Here is a 22,152-nt window from a genome sequence, read left to right as displayed (position 1 = left end):
CAGACGACCGATGCCGTCTCTTTACCTGGCCCCCTGGACAGAGCAATCTGTTTGTTGCGTGCACCGCCAAACGCCGCACCGCGGCAGCTGTCACGCGGTCAGCACCTGAGCCGGTACCGGCCCGATGCCCCTCGGGTCGTCGGGTCGTCGGGTCGTCGGACGGGACGAGGAAGGCGCCACCGCGGTCGGCCCTCGCGGTGACGCCTTTCTTTGTGCCGCAGGTTGCTGCGGGGCAGCGGGCTCAGCCGCTGACGGACTCCCCCACCGCTTCGTACGCGTCCACCATGTCGGCGAGCATCCCGTGGATGACGTCGGCGACCCGGCGCGTACCGGGCATCAGGCCGACGGCCTGGCCGACGTAGTAGGAGTCCAGCTCCTTCGCACGCTCGTTCCCCGCATCGGCTGCCCGGGAGATCTGCTCGAAGGCGTTCTCGCTGATCATCCCCTGGAAGGGCATCTGCAAGGGCTGGACCTCCGGGTGAGCGTCCCACTCGTTGTGCCAGGCGCTGCGGAGCTGGCGTGCCGGCTTACCGGTTCGGGTCTTGGACCGGAGCGTGTCGGAGGAAGACGCCTGCGCCATCTTGGCCTTGACCGTCTCGTCCACCTCGCTCTCGGCGGTCTGCAGCCACACGGATCCCGTCCAGACACCGGCGGCGCCGAGGGCGAGCGCGGCCACGACCTGCCGGCCCGTGGCGATGCCGCCGGCCGAGAGGACCGGTACGGGAGCGACCGCGGCGGCGACCTCGGCGGTCAGCACCATCGTGCCGACTTCACCGGTGTGACCCCCGGCCTCGTACCCCGTGGCAACGATGAAGTCGGCACCGGCCTCGATGTTCCGGCGTGCGTGCCGCACGGTCCCTGCGAGGGCTCCCACGATGATGTCCCGCTCCTTGCAGCGCGCCATCACCTCGGGCGCCGGCGGGCCGAGCGCGCTGACGAGGAGCCGGATCGGGTGCTGCAGGGCGACGTCGATGAGGGCTGCGACGTTCTCGGGCCGCGTGGCGGAGCCGCGCCAGTCGGCGACGTCGTAGCCGGACGAGTCGTCGGCGAGCACCTCGTACCGGTGCAGCATCTCGTCGACGAACTCCACGTGCGTGTCCGGAATGAGGGCGCGCAGCTCGTCAGGGGAGTGCTCCAGGCCCGACTGCTTGAAGGGCATGAGCAGGTCCACGCCGTACGGCTTGTCGCCCACCTGCTCATCGATCCAGGTGAGCTCCTTCTCGAGTTCCTCCGGGGAGAAGCGCGTTCCGCCGAAGACACCGACTCCGCCGGCGTTCGTCACCGCGGCGACGACGTCGCGGCAGTGACTGAAGGCGAAAATCGGCAACTCGACGCCGAACATTTCAGTGATGGCAGTACGCATGTTTGTTCCTCACAAACCAATCGCATGGAAGCCGGGGTCGAGCAGGTCGCGATCCCGGAAGAAGTCGGTGGGAGTGTGTTGTGGGAGCGCCGGAGTCAGGGGGGCTGGAGCATGCGGATGACGCCTCGGACCCGTGCCGCCTCACCGCCGGGCGGCCGCCGTCACGCGGCCGTGGGTGGCCTTGGTGCCGTCGGGCAGTTCGACCCAGATCTCGGCCTCCGGCGTGGCGCCGCCGGTGACGACGACGCCCCCGACGAGAAGACGGATGCCCGGCATGACCGATGTCGTCGTGCGGTAGGTCATCGTGTCGACCCGGCCCCAGGGCGCCACCCAGTCCGCGCACAGCCGCATCAGCCAGCTGCCCATGAGCGGCCCCTGGACGAGAACGTCGGAGTAGCCCTCGACCTCGCGCGCGTAGGGCGCGTCGTAGTGGATGCGGTGTGGGTTCCAGGTGATCGCCGAATAGCAGAACAGCTGGACGGTGTCGGGGGTGACCTCGAAGGAAGGCAGGAGATCGCCCGTTGCGACGGTCACATCACTCATCGAAGGATCCTCACGTAGCGCTCGCTGACCACCAGATCGCCCGTAGCCTCTCGGCGGTACTCGAGGTCGTAGCCCACGAAGACCAGCGGCCCCGAGCGTCCGCTCTTCTCCTCCATCGAGCCGATCCGCTTGGTGAGCCGGATCTCGTCACCGGCGAGGATCGGCTGGTGGAACGCGGTGGACGACTCCCCCGCCATCCGCCGCTGGGCGGCCACGGGAGGGGTCATGTCCTCGCTGCCGCCGTCCTCGGCCAGCTCCTGGAGCGGGATCAGGTTCGGGACGGAGTGCCGGATGACGAGATGGAAGCCCAGGGGTGCGACCACATCTGCGTGGCCGGCCTTGCGAGCGGCCTCCAGGTCGAAGTGGACCGGGTCGGTGATGCCGACCGTGTGGGCGTACTGGGCGATCTGCATCCGCGTGACCTGATAGAGCGGGAACGTCTGTTCACGCCCCAGCCAGGTGCGTGCCTCGTCGGTGAGCAAGGAATCCATCACGCCACCTTTCCCTTGCCGGCCGGTCGCCACCTGGGCTGTGGGCTGCCGTCAGGTGAGGGCTCGACGGACCACGCGAACTCGTCGCCGACGCGGAGACCGTCCGGTTCCGCGTCGAGGTGGCCCACGAGGCGGATCCGGGCGTCGGTGTACTCCAGCACGCCGACGGCGTACGGCACCTTGTCCTCGAAGCCGGGCAGCTTCGTGCGTGCCACTACAGTCCAGGTGTAGAGCGAGGCGGTGGGCGGCAGGCGCACCCAGTCGACCTCGAAGGAGCGGCAGTCGGCGCACGCCGGCCGCGGCGGCCACTGGTACCGGCCGCAGGGCGTGCAGTACTGGCCGCGCAGTTCGCCCTCGGCGAGCCCGTCCCGGTAGCCCTTCAAGTCTTCGCTCTGTGTCATCGGCTCCTCCTCAGGCCTTCGTCAGTACGGCGAGCGCGCCGTCGCCCATGTCGCCCCAGCCGGTCAGGGCGGCCACGCGGGCATCGGCGACCTGACGCTCGTCCGGCGCCTGGTGACGGAGCTGGCGTACGCACTCCACCAGGTGGTTCATACCGGTCAGGTGACCTTCGGACAGCAGACCGCCGTGGGTGTTGACCGGCAGGCTCCCGCCCGAGCCGATGTTCCCGTGGAGTACGAAATCGCCGCCCTCGCCACGACCGCAGAAGCCCGCCTCCTCGATCTGCTGGATGACCTCGAAGGTGAAGCAGTCGTAGATATAGGCGAGATCCACGTCCGCCGGCGTGATGCCTGCCTGTCCGAACGCCCGGGGTGCCGCCTTGGTCAGGCCGGTGTCGAAGATGTCCCACCGTCCGGCGATGTCGTCCGCCGAGTCCGGGTGTCCCTCGGCGATCCCCTCGATCCGCACGGCCGGTGCGCGGCAGTCCGCCATCCGGTCCTCGCGAGCGATGATCACGGCCGCGGCGCCGTCCGTCTCGAGGCAGCAGTCGTACTTGAGATAGGGGTCGGCGATCACCGGAGCACTCAGGTAGTCGTCCATCGAGAGCTTCCGGCCGTACATCTGGGCGCCCGGATTCCGCTGGGCGTTGTCCCGCATGGTCAGGGCGACGGTGCCGAGTGCCTCCCGCGTCGTGCCGAACTCGTGCATGTGGCGGCGGCAGGCGAGGGCGTACCACTGTGCGGGGGTGTTCATACCGTGCGGGTACTCGAGCTCGCGGCGGTACGCCTGGCCGGTGAGCTGGCGGACCCGCTGGTCGATGCGGGTGGCCGAGCTGCCGTTGCGTGCCACGAAGACCGCGACGTAGTCCGCCTGACCGCTCTCGACGGCGAGAGTCGCCAGCCGGAGCCCCGCCAGACTGCTGGCGCCGCCCATGTGCGACACGGCGGTGAAGCGCACATCCGCGCTGCCGAGGACCGGGATGACGTCCTCGGCCGTCACCGAGTCGGGGTACGGGACGAAACCGTCGATCAGCGACGGGGCGATTCCCGCGTCGTCGGCGGCGGCGGTCAGCGCCTCCAGCGCGAGACGGGTGATACTGCGGCCGCTGTTGCGGGAAAGCTCGGTCATACCGATCCCGACGACGCAAGCCTTGCCTGATCCGGATGCCATCGTGGCGCCTACCTCTCCGTCGTTCCGCGCAGCAGCTTGCGCGCGATGACGTTCTTCTGGATCTCGTTGGTGCCCTCGCCGATCTCAAGGATCTTGGCGTCGCTGTAGAACCGCGAGATCGGGGTCTCCCGCATGAAGCCGTAACCGCCGTGCAGCTGCAGGCTCGCACTGGCGACCTTGTTCGCCACCTCGGATGCGTGCAGCTTGGCCATCGCGGCGGCCATCGAGAAGTCCCTGCCCCTGTCCGCGAGCCATGCGGCCCGGTAGACCAGCAGTCGCGCCGTCTCCACCTGTGTGGCCATCTCCGCCAGGCGGTGGTGTGTCGCCTGGAAGTCGGCGATCCGCCGGCCGAACTGCTCGCGCTCGACGACGTACGCGAGAGCGAGTTCGAGGGAGGCTGCGGCGAGGGAGAGGGAGAGGGCCGCGACGCTGATCCGTCCGGGGTCGAGGACGGAGAGGAACTGGCGGAGGCCTGCTCCTTCATCACCGATGAGGTGCTCGTCCGAGACCCAGCAGTCGTCGAAGATCAGCTCGCGGGTGTCCATGGCATGCCAGCCGATCTTGCGCATCGGCTGGCCGACCTCGAAGCCCTCGGTGCCCTTGGGCACGAAGATCACTCCGTAGCGCTTGGAGCCGTCCGCGTTCTCCCCGGTGACCGCCAGCACGCTGACGCCGAGGCTGATCTCGGTGCCCGCGTTGGTGATGAAGATCTTGTTGCCGTTGAGCACCCATCCACCGTCCCGGCGCTCCGCACGCGTGCGGATCGAGGCGGCGTCCGAACCGGCGCCGGGCTCGGTCAGGCCGAAGGCACCGATGTGCGTACCCTCGGCGAGAGGCCGCAGCCAGTGCTCCTTCTGCTCGTGCGTGCCGAACTTGGCCAGGGGCAGCGTGGCGATGGTCGAGTGCGCGTTCCAGGAGGATGCCACCGACTGGTCGGCACGGCCGATCTCCTCCATGGCGGCCACGTAGGCGACCAGGCCGACGTCGATGCCGCCGTACTCCTCCTCGACGAGCATGCCCATCAGACCGAGGCTGCCGAGCTTCTGGAAGACCGGTGCGGGAAATTCCTCGAGTTCGGACCACCCCGCCGCATACGGGGCGATCTCCTTGGCCGCGAAGTCGCGGGCCAGCTTCTTGACGGCGAGAGCATCCTCGCTCAGGTCGAAGTCCATGTCAGTTCTCCTCGGACGAGAGCAGGATCTTGAGTTGCCGTGAACGCCGTCGGCCGGTTCGGAAAGGTCGCAACCGCGCCCGACAACGCGTGGGACGGTGAGCAGACAGCTCGGGCCCGGCCGGCCGGAGGCGATCGGGCCGACCATGCCGGCGTACCGAGACGCGGACGCGCGGCCCGCAGTCTGCGCGATCCCGGCCCGGGCACCGGCCTGGGTAGGCGGCGCAGGCCCGGTGCGGAACTCGCATCCGCCCTCCTCAGAGTTTAGTGAACCGGTCGGTCCAAAGAACTCCATAACCGTGGCCCTTGTCAAGCGGGTCGGCGCAACCTGCCGGAAGCACGTCGGTTCTGCGCTTCGGCACCGACCGCCCCAGTCCATGGGACGATCGGCTGCGACTTCGCCCGGCGACGGCGGACAGTCGTGCAGCATGACGGTGAAGGACCCACGCGGATCAGGTACGGCTCCGAACCCGCTCCACCTCCAGGAGGCATCACGAACGGGAGCGGCGCTCCGGCGGAAACGGTCGCGGTCGTCAGCGGTGGCACAGCATGCACCGGCGTGCGCCGGGTCGCCGTCTGCGATTTCGCCCAACTGCACGGCCTCGCCCGCGCCGAGCGCCGGGAGGCTGTGCAGCACCACGGTCGGCGCACCGCCGCCACCGTTCCAAAAAAGTCCGCCCCCGGAGCGTCCGCACACCGATGGTGGAGCGACCGCCACGACCTCCAACTCGAAGGCGTAGGCAAGATGCGCCCGGCCGACACCGCACACACCGCGATGGACCCCGACACCACCGACGGCTGCCCGTTTGTCGTGTTCACACACCAACTACGCGATCGGTGCCGTGGGCGCTCGGAAAGCTCACCATTCCGGAGACGAACGAGGGCTGTACGCAGCGGCGTTGACGCGTTTGCTCCAGCGAACTTGCCACTCAGCTGCGCTACCCCGCGAGGGAGCGCACCCACTTGCTGGGGAATGCGCTTCTCCACAGAATGCGGACATACTTTGAAGGCAGAAATGCCTTTGTACTACCTGAGCAGCCACACGGGAAGAGCAATGGCGGCCCATACAGCTGCCGGAGCCAGGACAACCATTACTCCAGCATACTTCATCAGGGACTTCTGGTACTTCGGCTGATGCGCCGGTTCCGCGGCGCCGAGGATCACGGCACCGTAGAAGGAGAACGGGCTGATGTCCACGACCGTCGCACTGATCGCGATGGCCGCCGCGATGAGCGTGGCCTGAATGCCACTCAGACCCAAAGGTTCCAGTACGGCCATTCCGATGGGGATTGCTATCGCAAGTGTTCCGATCGAGGATGCGAAGGTCGAGATGATGGCGCCCAGGTAGCAGACCAGCAGGAGTGCCACCAATCCGGACCCGACGGATTGCAGAGCGTCGGCAATGTAAGTCATGGTGCCCATGGCCTCCAGCACCGCAACGAACAGCAGCATTCCGCAGATGAGCGTCACCGCCGACCACGAGACCCTGTCCAGGGCGTCGGACCGCATCTTCGAGGGGTTCATGAGAGCCAGCGGAATCGCGATGAAGAGTGCGGTCATCGCGAGGTCCGTCTTGAAGAATCCCACGCAGGAAATGAAAACGACGATCCCGGCCAGTGAGATCAGATGGCTCGGAGTCGGCTTCAGGTTTCCGTTCCGAGTCCGCATCTCGACTGTCGAAGAAGAAGGCGTCGTCGTCGGCGCGGCAAGCGTGGCACTTCGGGAAGACGTGCTGAGTGGCGCGTCGCCGACCCCACCACGAACACTTCCGCCGGACGTCGACGTGTCGGCCGACTCACCCGTGTGCATCACACCTGCACCGTCCTCGCCTTCGGCTGCCGCCGGCTGATCGGCAGGGTGACCCTCGTCCGTGTGCCGCCGCTTCAGGAGTTCCTTTCCGCCGACCAGATAGAACCCGACTGCAGCGATGACCGTGTTACAGAGGAAGGCAGTACCGAACAGCTCCCAGGCGTCGTAGTTGTATCCCGCTTTCTCGACGATCCCCCTCACGATGGCGGAGTACGGCGTCACGGGCGAGAGCCCGCCGGCTTGCGTTCCGTGAACGATCATGATCCCGGACAGCAGAGGGCTTATGTGGTACCTCTTCACGAAGACTGCCCCCATGCCCGCAAGAAGCGGCAGCGCAGCCGGCCCCATGGAAGTCATCACCGCGGCCAGGACGAACAGCAACCAAGGGATGAGGGCGACCCGGCCCCTGACTCCGGCAATCGCCAGCCCGACGAACCAGTCGACAGTGCCATTCAGCCGGACGATGGCGAGGAGGAACATCAGAGAGACCACGAGGAGGAACATGTCCCCCGGGAAGAGCGCGGTCAGCTCTTCCGGGGGGAGGTCAGCGACCGTGATGCCGAGGATGAACGCGGCCGCAGCACCAAGAAGGCCGAGGTTCACGTTCATCGTGGTGCCGATGACGAAAACGCCGATCGCTGCGAAAATCGACCATAGCTCTGGGGACATGTGAGGTTCCTTTTCTCGGCAAAATGCCAGCAAAAAATGGAGCTCGTTCAGAGAAGCGCGAAGCGTTCGGCACCACCGCCCACGGCCTTGCCGAGATTTCGGAACTTTCTGCGGGACCGGGCCTGCCCGAGACATGGGCCGATCGAGGCGATCCGGAATCCGTCAGCGGCGTACGTGGACGAGGACGATCATGTGGGCGGAGGCGGTCTCCACCATGGACATCGAGGCCGGACTCCCAGGCCACCGATGATTTCGGTGATGTAGCGGTTGGGGATCGTGGTGCCCATATCGCCCTCGGCGCCTACCGGGCGCCTGGGTGACCGCAGGACAGAGGGGCGAGCAGTGCCTGCCAACCCCCGCCCAGGTGGCATTACTCTGTCCCACGCTCGCGAAGCCAGGCTCGCGGACGGACAAGTAGCCCAGGGTCGAGATGGGCGCAACGCCCTCGGAGACGTGGGCAAACAGCGTCCGGGCGCTGTGCGCGGCCCGACTACCCAGCCATGCCGGCAAGGTGGGACATGCCCACTGCATCGATCCACGGCCCGTTCCTCGGGCCTGAGTCAGCCGACGACGTCAAGGCGACGCCGGACGCTGTGAAGGGAGCAGGCAGTGGTGCGACCGTGCACCACGACGTGATCGAGCCCGTCCCTGTCGAAGTCGGCGACGTCCCGGTGATCGTTGCCGAGGACCTCGCGAAGGCGACGGTCTCGGCATCAAGGTCTTTGACCACATCACTAATACTCATGTCCGTTTCTCCCCCGGGCCTCACCGACTCGGCACCCGTGAAGCCCTGGCCTGATCTATCGGAGCGTTTCGCTGACCGACCGGTACATTGGCGCTAAATGTGAACGGACCCTGTTCGCTTTGTCAATGGCCTTGCGCCGCTGGGGCACGTAGACGCCAAAACCTCCCCGGGGCGGTGGCTTTACCGGGTCAGGCAACGCGCCGCCCGACCGGCCGTGCGCGGACACCGGCTCCATCAGGCAGTTCTTCACGCAGGTGCGGGGAGCTGCGGTCCACCTTCGACCTCACGTCCGGTCCGCGAGATGGCCTGGCGTCCGCACGAAATATGAGGGTGTCGCCGGAAGGCGGTCGCCCTGCGCGAAGCGGAGCACCGGCAGGTGAGGTTCTACGGGTGGAGGGAGTTCACATACCGCACCGTATCGGGAGCGGGCCCGCCCAGCTGCCCCCTTCAGCGGCTCGAGGCGCGTCCCGCCGCGCCGCCGGGTCGGCTCGGCAGGGAATGGCCGAATCGCTCCGGCCGAAGAGCAGTTGGCCGACGCCGCGTGGACACTTGCGACGATGACCGTGACACCGCCTGGTCAGACCTTCGCTGCTGGGACCGATCGATCTGTGCGCCGTAAGCCGACTGCCCGGCTCGAGCCTCATCGAGTAGTGCGCCCACGCACCGGACCGCTTGACAGAAGCGATATTCAAGAGTTTCTTGGACCAGTCAGTCTACTGAACGACGCATCGTGCTTAGCAGGCGCACGACGCGGGAGCGCATGGAGGACAACAGCATGACCGCGCCGGATGCCGCATCGCCCCAGGGGCGGGTCGAAACCGACTTCAGCCCACTGCTCGCACCGAAGTCGATCGCCGTGATCGGGGCGTCCGACAACCCGAAGAAGCTCTCGGGCCGGCCGATCGCGTACATGAAAAAGTTCGGGTACGCCGGACGCATCTACCCGGTGAACCCCACTCGCGAGATCGTTCAAGGACTGCCGTCTTACCCCGACGTCCGGGACATCACAGACGACGTCGACGTCGCGGTCATCGTCTCCCCTGCCGGCCTCGTGCTCGATGCCATCCGCGGCTGCGTGGAGAAGGGCGTCCGATTCGCGCTGATCACCGCGTCGGGCTTCGCCGAGGCAAGCGCCAACGGCGCGGCCCTGGAGCAGGAGCTGGTGCGACTCGTCGCCGGCAGCGACCTCCGGATGATCGGTCCGAACTGCCTCGGCATGATCGGGGTACGTGACGCGGCGGTGCCGACGTTCGCCTCCGTGTTCGAGGCCGACAACCCGCTCCGCCCCGGCGGTGTGGCCTTCGTGAGCCAGTCCGGCGCGTTCGGGACGTTCATCCTGGGCGACCTGCAGGCTTCGGCCATCGGCATGTCGCACTACTTCAACACAGGTAACGAACTGGACGTCACCGTCGGCGAGATCCTCTCCGGCCTTGTCAAGGACGAGCAGATCCACACGCTGCTCGCCTACTTCGAAGGCATCTCCCGCGGCGAAAACCTCCTCGAGGTCGCCCGGGACGCCCATCGCGGCGACAAGGCGATCCTGGCGGTCAAGAGCGGCCGGTCCGAGGCGGGCGCCCGGGCCGCCTCCTCCCATACCGCGTCCATGACCGGCGACGACAAGGTCTTCGATCAGCTGATGCGCGAGGTGGGGGTGATCCGCGTGCACAACCAGGAACAGCTGCAGGACGCCGCGCAGGTTTTCGACGCCCGTCGGAAGCCGCGCGGCCGTCGACTGACCGTCCTGTCGATGTCCGGCGGCGGCGCCGTCATGGCCGCCGACACAGCGAGCGACTTCGGCCTCGATGTGGCGCCGTGGGAGCCGGAGTGGCAGGAGAAGCTGGCCTCCCGGATCCCGGCGTTCGCCTCGCCGCGGAACCCGGTCGACCTGACCGGCTCGATGATCACCGATCCCAGCCTGCTGCGGACCGCGCTCGCGACAGCGATCGAGTACCCCGGCACCGACATGATCGTCATCGTGCTCGGCAACGCGGACGGCTTCGCGGATCCCGTCATCGAGGCCGTCTCCGAGCTGTACAGGACGACGGACCGGCCCATCGTGTTCTCGTGGACCGGAGGCACCGGCGAGCCGCGCCGCCGCCTGCGTGAGCTCGGAATTCCCTGCTTCACCGACCCGACCCGAGCGGTGGCCGCTCTGGGCGCTCTCGCCGACCACGCCCTGCGCCGCCGGCTCCCTCGTCCCGAGCGGCCCATCGGCATCGACGAGCAGGCCGCCCGGGCCGTCATCGCAGCGGTCCGCGCCGACGGACGCCGCACGCTCGACGAGGCGGAGGCCACCGCTCTCGTGGATGCCTACGGGATTCCGACCTCGCCGTCGGCCATCGCCACATCCGCCGCCGACGCAGCGGCTGCGGCCGCGTCGCTGGGCGGCCGTGTGGCGGTCAAGTTGCTCAGCAACACGATCACCCACAAAAGCGATGTGGGAGGCGTACGCCTGAGCCTCACCACTCCTGAAGACGTCGGCCAGGCGGCCGAAGAAATCCTGGAGTTGGGCCGCCGGCACGGCGAGCCCCAGCCACGGGTTCTCATCCAGCAGATGGCCAGCGGCGACGTCGAGCTGATGCTGGGCGCGCGGGTGGACCCTGCCTTCGGCCCGGTCGTCGTGGTCGGGCTCGGCGGCATCTTCGTCGAGGTGCTGGCCGACACCCGGATCGCGTCGGCCCCGTCCGACAGAGCGCACGTCGAGCACCTTCTCGGCTCCCTCCAGGGGGCAGCGCTGCTACGCGGCGTCCGCGGGCGCCCGGCCGTCGACACGGCCGCTGCCGCGGCGGCCGCGGAGCGGCTTTCGTGGCTGATCGCCGATCTGCGCGATGAGATCGCGGAGGTGGACATCAATCCCGTTCTGCTGCGTGCGTCGGGCGCTACGGCCGTCGACGCCCTCATCGTCCTGCGCTGACGTGCGGGCCTGTGCCGGTCGATGGCCAGTCCGGCAGTGTTGGTGGGCCGAAAGATCCGCTCCCATGGATGAGAAGAGAAGGATTTCGATGTAGTGCTCCAGTGCTCTTCGGGTGTGCTCATTCCTCGAAGCCGCCCGCGATGCCATGGCGAGCAGGGCGAAATCCTCCGCGGTCTCGCTCTCTTCGTCGTTCGCGGCTGTGTCGAGGATCCGGGGCGCGAGCATGCCCACGACCTGCGCACCGCCCGACCCCTAACCGTGCACGAGCTCGTAAAGGTTGTTGCGGAAGGGTGGGTATGGGCAGGTAATAGTGCTTTTTGGCTGTTTGACCTGGTGGTTCAGTCTGTCATGGCGAGGCTGAGCATTGTGGCGACGGCTTGGACGGCGTGGTGGAGGCCGTCGCCCCTTCTGGCGGCAGTCGCGGAGGATTCCAGTTCTTCATCCGGGCGAAGGTGTGCTCGACCCGGATGCGGCGTGAGGAGTGGGCCTTGCGCCGGCGCTCGTGCATCTCCTCGTACCAGCCCGGGGCATTCTTCTTGCATTTGCGGTGCGGGGGCGTCACGACGCGTCCGCCGGACTGGGCGCCGAGGCCTTGATAGCCGACGTCGGCAAGGATCTCGACCGCTGGACCGTCAGCCAGGAGCTTGTCCAGCCCTGACTCGCGGGCATGGGTGATGTCCGCGCAGCTTCCGGGCTTGGTCGGGTTGCAGAACAGCAGCCGCCCGTCCCCGTCGGTGAACACCATGGCCTTCACAGCGTTCTGTTTGTTCTTGCCGGCGATGAACTTGTCCCGGTCCTTGCGGTCGACGGCCGGGCGGCGAACTCGGATTTCGGTGCCGTCGATGATGCCGGTCTTCCCGGTCTCGCCGAGGTGGTCGACGACCTCTGCCAGGGTTCGCAGCCGCACGTCGGCGCTGATGGTGCGTCCTCGCTCGGCGAGCAGGGGCCTTGCCTCGCCGACGGCCCGGGTGAGAGTCGAGCGGTCCACGCCGAACCAGCAGGCCAGCACAACATGCGTGACCTCGTGACGAAAGTGCACGAGCGTGGCAAGGAGCCGGTCGATGAAGACCATGCGGTGCTTCGCACCAGCGGTTACCGCACGCTCCCGCGGCCGGGACGCAAGCCTGGCCTGGTGTCGCTCATGCCACAACGGTCCCACCTCGGCAACGAGTTCAGCGATCACCACGGCCGACAGACCCGTGATCCTTGGGTCGCTGATGATCGCTGTGCGCGTCACGTTCCCCACCACACGACCATGATCGACAATTCAGAGGTCGAGTCCCGCCGCTAACCGTGCACGAGCTCGTTAGACGCCGGCGGCGCCTCCTGTCCCTTCTCGGCCACGTCGGTGACCCGGCCCTCGGAGACACCTCTCGTCCTTCGACTCAGCCGTCACTCCATCGGTGGCCACTCCGAAACGCTCCGTGAGCCACGAGAGGTCGGGAGCGGTGCGTGGACAGAGATACACCTCTTCTCCCGATGTGGAACCGCCTTGGGTGCGCCGTTCATGGCCAAACGGGTCGGACACAGCTCCCCACCCGCGCGGCTCACTCGGGCGCATGCGGCTCTCCGAACGGCCTGTCTTGCGGAGCCACCACCACCGCTGGGGAGCCCCCTACCGCCGGACTCACGAAAGAGCGGGATAGCCATTACGGTCGGCTTCTCTCAACTGATAGGTTACTTTCGATTGCAGAGCACCTCCCTCCTACGCAACGCCACTTGCAGCCGCAACCACACCTCACAAGGAAGGCCCTCAACGTACCATTCAGAAAATGAGGGTAATACCCAAGTATCAAATCCCTTAGGAACACACACCACAGGGGTGACCAACCATAATGGAGAGTCTTACATGAAAAATTCTGAGGATGACCCGATCGGGCCTCGCCGCGACAGGATCTTGGCGGTTGCTGCAGAAGAGTTCGAAAAAAAGGGGTTTGCGGGGGCTCGCATCGACGAGATTGCACGCCGCTCCAACGTCAATAAGCAACTTATTTATTATTACTTCGAGAGCAAACGTGTTTTGCATTCCAAAGTTATGGAGCATGTCACTATCCGCGCACTCGAGGAGACCCACTACGAATCCGACGAATCATACGTGAAGTCAATCCAACGCTTGTGCGCGGCAAGCTTCTCAAGAATCCGAAATCGCTTGTACCGGTACTGGCTGTGGGAAGCAGTGGAAAGTTTCGATCAGGGCGGAATCGCACGTCGGGACGAACGCCAGAGCCACTACAAGAAAAGGGTCGACCATATCCGCAAGGGGCAAGTCGACGGAGAGATCGACCCGGATATCGACGCACGCTTCCTGCATCTCGCCATCACAGCGATCATCAGCTTCCCTCATATGACGCCTCACATCGCTTCCCTCGTCACCGGCCTGGAGTCTGACGATCCGGAGTTCAGGGAAGGCCAGCAGGAGTTCCTCGAGCAACTCATGCAGCGCCTGCGTCCCCCGAGCGCCTGACGAAACCCTGACGCTTGCGCCGGGTGACAAGATGACGGGTAGTTCGCCGTCAGAGGGACGGCGTAGTCGACCAGCTCGATGGACTCCTGCGACGGCTGGCCCTGAAGGCCGAGCTCTGCATCCTCGACGCCAGAGCATCTAGGCCTCAGCCAAGGTGTCCGCAGCCGGCCAGGACATATACGCGGGCAAGAAGACCGCGGGCCGCAAACGTCACATCGGCGTTGACACACTCGGCCTTCTCCTGGCCGTGCTCGTCACCGCCGCCAGCGCCTCCGACAATATCGAGGGCATCCACCTGCTTTCGCAGCATCCAAAGCGTGGCCGACACCGACTACTGCACCAATGTAATCGATCACGGCGCCTGCCTCGGAATTGACGTCGAAGTCACCCGCCGCGACCCGTACATTTGGGATTCAAGGTGGCTGCTGAGTCGTGGAGCGAACCTTGAGGAGCCGCAGGCTCACCCGAGAATCGACTCCGAACTGGAAGTTTTCATGGCCTCCGGGCGAGCACTGACCCGCGCCACCCTCGCCGCTCATCGCCTGGGGCACGCGGTCATCAATGACACGCGCCGCTTCTCGGAAATCCTATGGTCAGACTGCGACGTGCCGACTTACTGGACCCGCACAGCGTCTTGTTCATGACACCACGAACAAGACCAAACCCCTTCTTCGCAGGCCGTCGGCAGCACCGGCAACCGCCAGATCAGCAGTCCGCGCACATCGCACTCCCCACAGACGGATCCTCACACGCCGGCAGGGTCCGTCCCAAGGGACTGACATCACGCCCCGGCCAGGGCAAGGCACTGCGTAGAAACGGTTGAAGCCCTTGCCGAAAACCCAGAGGCGATGATCATGTTCCGGAAATCAACGTCCTCCACCCGTTTCACTATGGGCTGCCCCTCTAATACCTGATGGTTCAGCGCGCGGCATCAGATGCGGTGCATCGCAAGGCGGAGGGACGCCCGAATACTGGATGCATTCGAGCGTTCCGACAACGGTGGGGGTCCCCCCGTGCCGTTGAGGCTACGGGGGGGGGGAAGGCGCCGTAGCCGGCTGTTTGGTAAGGAGCCGGTTCGAGGGAGACGCGGTCGCTCTCGAGTGCGGCCCGTCGGGTTCAATGCGGTATGGGGAATGCTCTGTGGGACCGGCTCTCGGTCGAGGTGCGGGCGGAGGTGGACTGCCTAGTCTCGGGCGGGCGGAACGTGCAGGCCATCGCTGTGATGCGTGAGCGTGTCGGTCTGCCGACGCCGGGTCTGCATGAGTGTGTTGATCTGGTGAATCAGCGATTCAAGGTACTGCGGCAGGGGCCGACGAACTCGTGTTGAAGCCGTGCGCGGTGGTCATGCGTCGCGCCAGTTCAGGGTCGATTCGCGGGTGAGTCTGCGGCTCATGAGGTTGATCGTCGCGACCTTGATCATGACTTCGGAGCGGTGGGGGTGGCTCTCGTAGTCGCGGGCGAGGCGGTGGTGGTGGTGGTGGTGCATGAGTTAGTCGAAGGTCCGCTCGACAACCCAGCGCCGCGGAATCACCTTGAAGCCATTCTGGGCAGGGTCGCGGCGGGTTACTTCGACGTCGATGCCGAGGGTGGCACCGTGGTCGATGGCCTTGGTGCCGTAGCCGGTGTCGACCCACGCCTTCGTGACGCTGGGGTGGCCTTCGGCGATCTTCGAGAGCAGATGGATACCACCGACGTTGTCGGAGACGCTGGCGGCGGTGACCAGTACTGCCAGTAGCGAGCCGGCGGTGTCGACGCCGATGTGGCGTTTGTGGCGTGCAATTTTCTTGCCCGCGTCGATGCCCTGGCTGGCCGCAGGCACATTGGCCGAGGTCTTGACGCTCTGGGCATTGAGGACGCAGGCACTCGACTCGGCATCGCGGCCTTCGTCGGCGTTTCAGCTCGTCGTGACCCGGAGCGGCAGGTTTGTCCACCCGCGCAGGCGGCCGGCGGTTTCCGTACCCGGCCCCGCGAGGGCGATCTCCGTGGTCCGGGCCAGAAGTTCTTCCAGCGCCACTCGCATCTCCAGACGGGCCAAAGGAGCTCCGAGGCACTTGTGAATGCCGAAGCCGAACGCCATATGGTCGTTGCGCTGCCTGTCGATGATGCAGGCGCTCGGGTGCTCGAATGCCTCGGGGTCACGGTTGGCCGCACCGTAGTGGAGGTCGACCTTGTCGCCTGCAGCGATCGTGCGGCCGTGCAGTTCGACGTCTTCCGTGACCGTGCGGGCGATCGACTGCAGTGGGGTCTCGATGCGGAGGAACTCCTCGACCGCGCTCGGGATTTTCTCCGGGGTCTGGCGCAGGGCCACCTGGATGTCCGGGTTGGTCGCCAGTCGGTATATCGACGTGGCGAGCGCGTCCGCGGTGGTCGCGTGTCCCGCCACGAACAGCTGGACACCGATCTGGAGCACTGTGTCGTCGCTCAGCGGCTCACCGTCGACCTCTGCTGCCAGGACGCCGCTCAGCAGGTCGGTCTCGGGATCCAGAGGCCGGGCCCGCCGTTCTGCGATGACGTGAGTGATGTGCGCTGCGAAGACCTGCTCGATCACGGCGTTGACCTTCTCCGGGGCCCAGCCCATGCGTTCGAAGCCGGCGAACTGCTCGACCAGCTCGGTGTAGGCGGAGTCAGGCAGGTTCAGCAGAGCGGCGAGGGCCCGTGCCGGGAAGGGCTGGCAGAAGCCGGTGATGATGTCGCCTTCGCCTGTCTGGAGCAGAGGTTCGAGGTGCTCGACGGCGTATCCCCGTAGCGTCGGCTCCAAGCGGTCCATGGCATCTTTGGCGACGTAACGGTTCAGCATACGCCGGTACTTGGCGTGCTCAGGCGGATTGAGCGAGATGGGGATCTGGTCGGCGAAGTCGGGCCACTGGATGATCGGTGCCCCGGAGGCGTACGTGGCGGGCTTGCGGGCCGCCTCCCGGACGTCGGCGTACCGGGTCAGTGACCAGTAGCCGCCGTGGTCGTCGGTCCAGGCGACCGGGCACTGATCGTGCAGGCGCTGATACGCGGCGAGTCGCTGGACCGAACGACCTCCCCGGAGTTCCGAAGGGGCCCAGTCGGCGGCACGGCTCTGACTATCGTGCTTCTCTTCATCGGTCATGCCCGGATGCTAGGGGCGGTCAAGTGTGACGACTAGATGTTTGACACAGATAGTTGAAATCCGTCGGTGTGGTGGCTCGATCGCAGAGGAGGCCTCCTGGGGCGGCACACAGGAAGCGCCTCCCGTCCGGGCCCGCGGCAGGGCCCTCGATGAGGGATATCGCCCCAGCCAGGTGAACGTTTCCACCCACGCCTCAGCCCGCAACACCCCCTACAGGAGAAATACCCATATCGCAGCCTCGTGCCACACGTTCTAGCGCTCGATGATCTTGGTCGGCAGGGTGTCCGGCGTGCGTGCTGATCTTGTTCCTGATCACCTGTGGGAGCGGGTGGCCCCGCTGCTGCCACCCGCCCCTGAACGGCGCCACCGCCACCCGGGGCGACTGCGGATTCCCGACCGAGCGGCCTCGCCGGCGTCATGTACGTGCTGCGGACCGGTGTCGCGTGGCGCGATGTCCCCGCGGAGACCGTGAGCTGTTCCGGTGTGACGGCCTGGCGCCGGCTGCGGGACCGGACCGAGGCCGGCGTCCGGCCCCGCCTGCACGCCGCCCTGCTGACCGAACTGCGCCGCGCCAACCTGTTGGGCATGGACGACTGCTCCGTGGACGGATCACACGTCCGGGCCGTCAAAGGGGGCTCACGTCGGCCCCTCGCCCGTCGACCGTGCCCGCCCCGGCTCCCCCCGGCGCTTGTATGCGGACCGGGGCTACGACTTCGACAAGTACCGCCGCATGCTGTGGAAGCGGGGCATCCGGCCGCTGATCGCGCGGCGCGGGGTCGCTCACGGTTCCGGACTGGGCAAGGTGCGCTGGGTGGTCGAGCGCACCTTCGCCTGGCTGCACCAGTCCAAACGGCTCCACATCCGCTACGAGCGACGCGCCGATCTCCATCAGGGTCTGCTCGAACTGGCTTGCAGCCCCATATGATGCCTGCGGACCTCATCCTGAGACGATCAGCTACGCCGTGGAGCGCGAGGCCGCGGGTGAGCCTGCGCGAGTAGTCGACCGCGCCGCGCCGAGCGCGGTCCCGGCCGCCCCGCTCGACCTGCCCGCGTGGTGCCACATGACCGGCCACCACTACCTCGGCGCGGTCTTCGACCCAGACCGGTTTGTGCACGCCAGATCAGCCCAGGGCGAGCCAGCGGATGCCGAGCCGTTCGACCTGTGCGGCCTCCGCTGCGTCCAGCGACTCCCGGCCGGTGGCCTTGCGCAGGAAGTGGGGAGGGCTCCACTCCAGCTTGTCGGCCGCCGCGGCGTGCTCCGCGCCCAGGAGCAGCTCCGTCACGGCGTCACCGGCTGCGGGGGTGAGCCAGGCTTCGCGTCCGAGTGCGTCGGCCAGGTCGAGGCCGTGGACGGCGACTTCCACGACGCGGGTGAGGAGGAACTCCGACAGGAGCATGGCGTCGCCGTGGCGGGTCCGCACGGTCCGGCCGTCTGGTTGGGCCCGGCACAACCGGTCGACCCGCCGCCAGGTCGCGGCGAAGTCCTCGGCGAAGGCGGCACCGTGTGCCGGCCGTGCCGCACGGTCCTGAGCCAAGGCGATCCGCTTCCCGTTCGTCTGCGCCGAGAAGCGGTCGTCGGGGCGGTAGTACTCCACTGCGGAGATCTCCGCCTCGCCTGGTTCCGGCGCGTCCAGCATGGCCGGAAGCCAGTCGATCACCACGCATACGTGCCCGAGCAGGTCGCGCACGGTCCAGGGAGTGCAGCGCGTCGAGAGGTCCCACTCACCCTCGGACAGTCCGGCCACGGCGTCGCCGAGAGCTCCGCATTCGAGCTGAAACGCTTCGAGAACCTGGTCGTGACCCACGCCGTGTCGCCTTCCGTCCGTTCACTGTCCCACGCTCGCTTCGCCGTCCCGCCGGTTCGGCTCCGCACGCACTTCTCAGATCATCGACACGCGTGTCGAAGCGGTGCCGGTTGCAGACCGCAGGAAAAAGATCGCCGGCCAGCAGCCAGGCTGTTGCGCCGATCGCTTTCACGGGGCGTGCGATAGGTTCCCCAGTCATGACCGAATCCGGAACCTTCGTCTGGCCGTCGAGTTGTTCGCCTCGCCCGAGGTGGGCACCTACATCGGCGGCGCCCGGCCCCGCGACGAACTCGATCGCGCGATGCCCGAAGTGCCGGACCGACGTCCCGGCTGTTTCGTGGTCGAACGCGACGGAACGATGATCGGCATGATCACACTCGATCCCCGCGGTGCCGAGCGCCGGGGGCACGTCCGCCCCGAGGCCGGGGACGCCGAGCTCGGTTACCTGTTCCTGCCCTAGGCGTGGGGACATGGTTACGCCTTCGAGGCGTGCGCGGCGCCACTCGACTGGTGCACCAGCACGTGTCCTGGCGAACCCGTGGTGCTCTCCACCCAGAGCGCAGACGACCGGGCGATGCGCCTCGCGGCGAAGCTGGGCTTCACCGAGGTCGAGCGGGTCGAGGAGTACGGCGCCGAACAGTGGTTCGGCGTGCGGCCCCCGGCCACGCCGGCCGGATGAGGGGAGCCGCCATGACCGGGATCGCGCTGATGTCGGATCCGAAGGTCGTCGCCATACCCGTGGTCGAGTCCGGCGAACGCCTCGTGGACGTCCGTGTCGGCGGCCGTCTGCTCGTCGCCACCCGCAAACAGGACCCGGCGGACGCCCTCGCCCACCTGCGGGAAGGCGTGCTGGAACGGCTGCTTACCGCGCAGACGATGCTTCCGGCAGGCTTGCGGCTGCTGTTCGTCGAGGGCTACCGGCCGCCTTCCCTCCAGCGGGAGTACTTCGAGGAGTACGCCGGCCGACTGCGGGCCGCCCACCCTGGCTGGTCCTCCTATGAGCTCCACTCGGCGGCGAGCAGGTACGTGTCACCGCCCGACATCGCTCCGCACAGCGCCGGCGCGGCCGTCGACCTCACCCTCGCCGATGCCGACGGGCACGAGCTGGACCTGGGCACGCGCATGAACGCGGACCCGGAGGAGAGCGCCGGCGCCTGCTACACCCACGCCCCGAACATCAGCGAGAAGGCCCGCGCCAACCGGAAGCTGCTGGGCACCGTCCTCACGGCCGCGGGACTGGCCAACTACCCCACGGAGTGGTGTTCCCAGTCAAGTTCTTGTGTTCAAGCGTAGGAGGTCCTTCGGGGACCGCTACTGGGCCCTGCTCACAGGAAAGACCGAGGCCCTCTACGACCCCAAGGAACTCGGCTAGCCCAGCTGACCGGCCAGACCTCCTGTTCCGGCCCGGGCAGCACACCGGCGGCGAGCCGCCCGCCCCGGTCCGGCAAGAGGAATTGTCAAGACTCGTGAATGAGGAGTGGTTGCCTGCCGACAGGCGAAGGACTTGAGTCTCCCGTAGGGGGAGACACAAAGGTGGGGACATGAACGGCGACACGCTCTACTCGATCGGCGAGCTGGCTCGACGGACCGGTCTCACGGTCAAGACCATTCGGTTCTACTCCGATCGCGGAATCGTAGCGCCGACCGACCGCAGCCCGGCCGGCTACCGCCTCTACGGCATCGACGCCGTCGCACGCCTGGACCCTCGTGCGTACCCTGCGCGAGCTGGGACTGGACCTCCCCACGATCCGCAAGGTCAGGACCATGCGGCCGAGCAGCCCCGAAGCGACGTGACGGCCCCGCGCCGCGACATTGCCGCAGCCGTCCGTGACCAGGCCGGTACGGCCCTGGCCGCCGGCATCGACCCGGCCTCCCCCAGGCCGATCCCATCGTCGCGCAGTTCACGGCGTACTACGCGCACCTCCTCGGCCGCGACGACATCGGGCTTCGCCACCGGCTGGCGACTCGGCTGGAGAGCGTGAACGACCCCCGCAGGGAGCGATACCTCCAGCTGCTCGCAGTGGTCAACGGCTGGCCGACCCCGGAGAGTCTGGCTCCAGTGTTCGACTGGTCTGTCCAGGCTCTGCGCGCCCGGACACAGCAATGACGGGACGGTCACAAGGCGGCATGGGACGGACGCGGCCGGCGTCGGGTGAGAACGCCGCCACACATGATCGGCTGATGAGTGTCCCGGTCGTACTTCTGGTGGCCGCGTCGCCGGTCTTTCCCGCTCTCGTTCTTCGCCCCTGGCGCATGGAGGACGTCGCCGCATTGGTCGAGGTGAGCCGGGATCGGGCACTGCGCCGGTGGGTGAGCTCTGTCGTGGACACCGATGCCGACGGGACACTCTGGGTACAGGCTCAGCAGCTGGGCTGGGCAACGGGGGACCGGTTCGGCTTCGCCGTCCTTGAAGCACAACCCGGTTCAGTTCGCGAACAGTTGGTGGGCAACGTGGTCCTCAAGGGGGTCACCTCCGGCAAACCGGCGGCCGAAGTGGGCTACTGGACCGCGGCGCACGCTCGCGGGCGGAGGGTGGCCTCCCGCGCTCTGGAGGCACTCACCAACTGGGCCTTCGACACCTTCGAAGCCGACGGGCTGGAGCGTCTCGAACTCCTGCACCAGGTGGACAACCCAGCATCGTGCCGGGTTGCACAGAAGAGCCGCTATGACTTCGACACCATTTTGCCCGCCGCACCGCCCTCCTTCCCTCGCGATGGCCACCTGCACATACGGCGCGCGATTGCCTGAGATCCTCCCGGCTTCTGCGGATCGGCTGAGGCTGCTCACGCCGAGAGGGGCTCGGGACGTTCGACAAAGTGGCCGCGTTCGGAGCGCGCCCCAGCACGGACCAGCGGCTTTCCCGCCGAGCACTGTATTCATCTGTGGGGAGGGCGAGCCGGTCCTACCGAATGGCGGAATCCATCCGGCTTCTGTGGAGCGGTTGCCGCTGGGGTTCCAAGGGCGGGGTGAACATCCAGCCGTAGTGCTACTACGCGCGGTGTGGCCTGTTGACCGAGCCGGAACGCAGCAACGGAGGCCACCGTCTGTACGGCGAGGAGACCTCCGCACCGGCTCCGTTCGTAAGCAGGTGGCAGCAGTGGGGCCATCCGCTCCCCCAGGTCGTCAGGAACAAGGTCAGCACGCACGCCGGACACCCTGCCGATCAAGATCACCGAGTGCAAGACCTGCGAATCAACCCATTCTGAAACGATCAGTTGGACGCGGTCTCTCTCGCTCTCCACGAGGTCTGCGACAGCGATCCCGGCTTCGGCGTCTCAGAGCATGGCGCAGTCCTCGCTTGATCTCTTCGTGCGGAGGGTCGGGCCGTCCCGGTTCTCAGACCGATGTCTTCACCGACTCCAGGAGCAGCTGGGACACGTCGACGACCTGGATGGATTCCTTCGCCTGGCCGTCGTTCTTCTTGCCGTTGACCGAGTCGGTCAGCATGACGAGGCAGAACGGGCAGGCGGTGGAGACGATGTCCGGGTTGAGGGAGAGGGCTTCGTCGACGC

Annotated in this window: 15 protein-coding genes and 6 pseudogenes; 10 read left to right on the top strand and 11 right to left on the bottom strand. The window is 67.0% G+C overall.

The annotated features are described in order from the left end of the window. Window positions 1–241: 241 nt before the first annotated feature. The 7 genes from AB0P41_RS31725 to AB0P41_RS31695 form a co-directional block, all read right to left on the bottom strand. Window positions 242–1,363, bottom strand: a complete 1,122-nt coding sequence (locus AB0P41_RS31725) for a nitronate monooxygenase (RefSeq protein WP_356714372.1) — start codon at window positions 1,361–1,363, stop codon at window positions 242–244. A 141-nt stretch (window positions 1,364–1,504) separates the two neighbouring features. Next, the gene (locus AB0P41_RS31720; protein ID WP_356714373.1) at window positions 1,505–1,906 is read right to left on the bottom strand and encodes a hypothetical protein; all 402 of its coding nucleotides are present in this window, start codon (window positions 1,904–1,906) and stop codon (window positions 1,505–1,507) included. Then, complete coding sequence (locus AB0P41_RS31715; protein WP_356714374.1) at window positions 1,903–2,397, bottom strand: MaoC family dehydratase N-terminal domain-containing protein; 495 nt, start codon at window positions 2,395–2,397, stop codon at window positions 1,903–1,905. Before AB0P41_RS31715 ends, AB0P41_RS31720 begins: the two co-directional genes overlap by 4 nt. Then, window positions 2,397–2,798, bottom strand: a complete 402-nt coding sequence (locus tag AB0P41_RS31710; protein ID WP_365935576.1) for a zinc ribbon domain-containing protein — start codon at window positions 2,796–2,798, stop codon at window positions 2,397–2,399. Before AB0P41_RS31710 ends, AB0P41_RS31715 begins: the two co-directional genes overlap by 1 nt. 10 nt (window positions 2,799–2,808) lie before the next feature. Continuing rightward, on the bottom strand, window positions 2,809–3,924 hold the full coding sequence (locus AB0P41_RS31705; RefSeq protein ID WP_356714376.1) for a lipid-transfer protein: 1,116 nt from the start codon (window positions 3,922–3,924) through the stop codon (window positions 2,809–2,811). A gap of 50 nt (window positions 3,925–3,974) precedes the next feature. Then, window positions 3,975–5,138 (bottom strand): acyl-CoA dehydrogenase family protein, encoded by a 1,164-nt coding sequence (locus AB0P41_RS31700; protein WP_365935574.1) that lies wholly within the window; start codon window positions 5,136–5,138, stop codon window positions 3,975–3,977. 1,025 nt (window positions 5,139–6,163) lie between these two features. Beyond that, entirely contained in the window at window positions 6,164–7,615 is a 1,452-nt protein-coding gene (locus AB0P41_RS31695) for an SLC13 family permease (protein WP_356714378.1), read from the bottom strand. Window positions 7,616–8,133: 518 nt separating this feature from the next. On the opposite strand from AB0P41_RS31695, the gene AB0P41_RS31690 reads away from it, so the two are divergent. Both AB0P41_RS31690 and AB0P41_RS31685 read left to right on the top strand, forming a co-directional pair. Beyond that, the gene (locus tag AB0P41_RS31690) at window positions 8,134–8,457 is read left to right on the top strand and encodes a hypothetical protein (RefSeq protein WP_356714379.1); all 324 of its coding nucleotides are present in this window, start codon (window positions 8,134–8,136) and stop codon (window positions 8,455–8,457) included. A gap of 678 nt (window positions 8,458–9,135) precedes the next feature. Continuing rightward, window positions 9,136–11,274 carry an acetate--CoA ligase family protein gene (locus AB0P41_RS31685; protein WP_356714380.1) on the top strand — a complete coding sequence of 713 codons (2,139 nt, stop codon included), beginning with the start codon at window positions 9,136–9,138 and terminating at the stop codon, window positions 11,272–11,274. A gap of 346 nt (window positions 11,275–11,620) precedes the next feature. Here AB0P41_RS31685 and AB0P41_RS31680 read toward each other — a convergent pair whose 3' ends face one another. Then, entirely contained in the window at window positions 11,621–12,511 is an 891-nt protein-coding gene (locus tag AB0P41_RS31680; RefSeq protein ID WP_356714381.1) for a transposase family protein, read from the bottom strand. A 612-nt stretch (window positions 12,512–13,123) separates the two neighbouring features. Here AB0P41_RS31680 and AB0P41_RS31675 point away from each other — a divergent pair. The 3 genes and pseudogenes from AB0P41_RS31675 (at window position 13,124) to AB0P41_RS31665 (ending at window position 14,382) form a co-directional block, all read left to right on the top strand. Beyond that, a complete protein-coding gene (locus tag AB0P41_RS31675) occupies window positions 13,124–13,738 on the top strand; it encodes a TetR/AcrR family transcriptional regulator (protein ID WP_356714383.1) in 615 nt (204 codons plus the stop codon). A 163-nt stretch (window positions 13,739–13,901) separates the two neighbouring features. Continuing rightward, window positions 13,902–14,003, top strand: a pseudogene (locus AB0P41_RS31670) (IS5/IS1182 family transposase); the annotation flags it as partial. A 52-nt stretch (window positions 14,004–14,055) separates the two neighbouring features. Further along, on the top strand, window positions 14,056–14,382 hold the full coding sequence (locus tag AB0P41_RS31665) for a hypothetical protein (RefSeq protein WP_356714384.1): 327 nt from the start codon (window positions 14,056–14,058) through the stop codon (window positions 14,380–14,382). A 698-nt stretch (window positions 14,383–15,080) separates the two neighbouring features. Here AB0P41_RS31665 and AB0P41_RS31660 read toward each other — a convergent pair. Then, window positions 15,081–15,623, bottom strand: a pseudogene (locus tag AB0P41_RS31660) (transposase); the annotation flags it as partial. A gap of 9 nt (window positions 15,624–15,632) precedes the next feature. After that, window positions 15,633–16,835 carry a cytochrome P450 gene (locus AB0P41_RS31655; RefSeq protein WP_356714385.1) on the bottom strand — a complete coding sequence of 401 codons (1,203 nt, stop codon included), beginning with the start codon at window positions 16,833–16,835 and terminating at the stop codon, window positions 15,633–15,635. A 289-nt stretch (window positions 16,836–17,124) separates the two neighbouring features. Between AB0P41_RS31655 and AB0P41_RS31650 the strand changes: the two are divergent. After that, window positions 17,125–17,760 (top strand): annotated as a pseudogene (locus AB0P41_RS31650) (transposase). Window positions 17,761–17,956: 196 nt separating this feature from the next. On the opposite strand, the gene AB0P41_RS31645 reads toward AB0P41_RS31650, so the two are convergent. Then, window positions 17,957–18,640: a maleylpyruvate isomerase N-terminal domain-containing protein gene (locus tag AB0P41_RS31645; RefSeq protein WP_356714386.1), complete on the bottom strand. Its 684-nt coding sequence runs from the start codon at window positions 18,638–18,640 to the stop codon at window positions 17,957–17,959. A 226-nt stretch (window positions 18,641–18,866) separates the two neighbouring features. Here AB0P41_RS31645 and AB0P41_RS31640 point away from each other — a divergent pair. From AB0P41_RS31640 to AB0P41_RS31625, 4 genes and pseudogenes are all read left to right on the top strand, one after another. Further along, window positions 18,867–19,319 (top strand): annotated as a pseudogene (locus AB0P41_RS31640) (GNAT family N-acetyltransferase); the annotation flags it as partial. Between the two features lie 11 nt (window positions 19,320–19,330). Continuing rightward, window positions 19,331–20,012: pseudogene (locus AB0P41_RS31635) on the top strand (M15 family metallopeptidase). A 169-nt stretch (window positions 20,013–20,181) separates the two neighbouring features. Continuing rightward, window positions 20,182–20,747 (top strand): annotated as a pseudogene (locus tag AB0P41_RS31630) (MerR family transcriptional regulator). Between the two features lie 74 nt (window positions 20,748–20,821). After that, the gene (locus AB0P41_RS31625; RefSeq protein WP_356714387.1) at window positions 20,822–21,388 is read left to right on the top strand and encodes a GNAT family N-acetyltransferase; all 567 of its coding nucleotides are present in this window, start codon (window positions 20,822–20,824) and stop codon (window positions 21,386–21,388) included. The last annotated feature ends 764 nt before the right edge of the window (window positions 21,389–22,152 follow it).

This window comes from Streptomyces sp. NPDC079167 (assembly GCF_040686735.1).
GTDB lineage: Bacteria > Actinomycetota > Actinomycetes > Streptomycetales > Streptomycetaceae > Streptomyces.
Note: the sequence above shows the minus strand (reverse complement) of the source record. Positions and strands in the feature narration are given on the sequence as shown.

Bases quoted from the DNA above. Each gene is read 5' to 3' on its own strand.
- AB0P41_RS31725 (WP_356714372.1), bottom strand. From the start codon at position 1,363: ATGCGTACTGCCATCACTGAAATGTTCGGCGTCGAGTTGCCGATTTTC.
- AB0P41_RS31675 (WP_356714383.1), top strand. From the start codon at position 13,124: ATGAAAAATTCTGAGGATGACCCGATCGGGCCTCGCCGCGACAGGATC.
- AB0P41_RS31695 (WP_356714378.1), bottom strand. From the start codon at position 7,615: ATGTCCCCAGAGCTATGGTCGATTTTCGCAGCGATCGGCGTTTTCGTC.
- AB0P41_RS31720 (WP_356714373.1), bottom strand. From the start codon at position 1,906: ATGAGTGATGTGACCGTCGCAACGGGCGATCTCCTGCCTTCCTTCGAG.
- AB0P41_RS31690 (WP_356714379.1), top strand. From the start codon at position 8,134: ATGCCCACTGCATCGATCCACGGCCCGTTCCTCGGGCCTGAGTCAGCC.
- AB0P41_RS31710 (WP_365935576.1), bottom strand. From the start codon at position 2,798: ATGACACAGAGCGAAGACTTGAAGGGCTACCGGGACGGGCTCGCCGAG.
- AB0P41_RS31705 (WP_356714376.1), bottom strand. From the start codon at position 3,924: ATGACCGAGCTTTCCCGCAACAGCGGCCGCAGTATCACCCGTCTCGCG.
- AB0P41_RS31625 (WP_356714387.1), top strand. From the start codon at position 20,822: ATGAGTGTCCCGGTCGTACTTCTGGTGGCCGCGTCGCCGGTCTTTCCC.
- AB0P41_RS31715 (WP_356714374.1), bottom strand. From the start codon at position 2,397: ATGGATTCCTTGCTCACCGACGAGGCACGCACCTGGCTGGGGCGTGAA.
- AB0P41_RS31700 (WP_365935574.1), bottom strand. From the start codon at position 5,138: ATGGACTTCGACCTGAGCGAGGATGCTCTCGCCGTCAAGAAGCTGGCC.
- AB0P41_RS31685 (WP_356714380.1), top strand. From the start codon at position 9,136: ATGACCGCGCCGGATGCCGCATCGCCCCAGGGGCGGGTCGAAACCGAC.
- AB0P41_RS31655 (WP_356714385.1), bottom strand. From the start codon at position 16,835: ATGACCGATGAAGAGAAGCACGATAGTCAGAGCCGTGCCGCCGACTGG.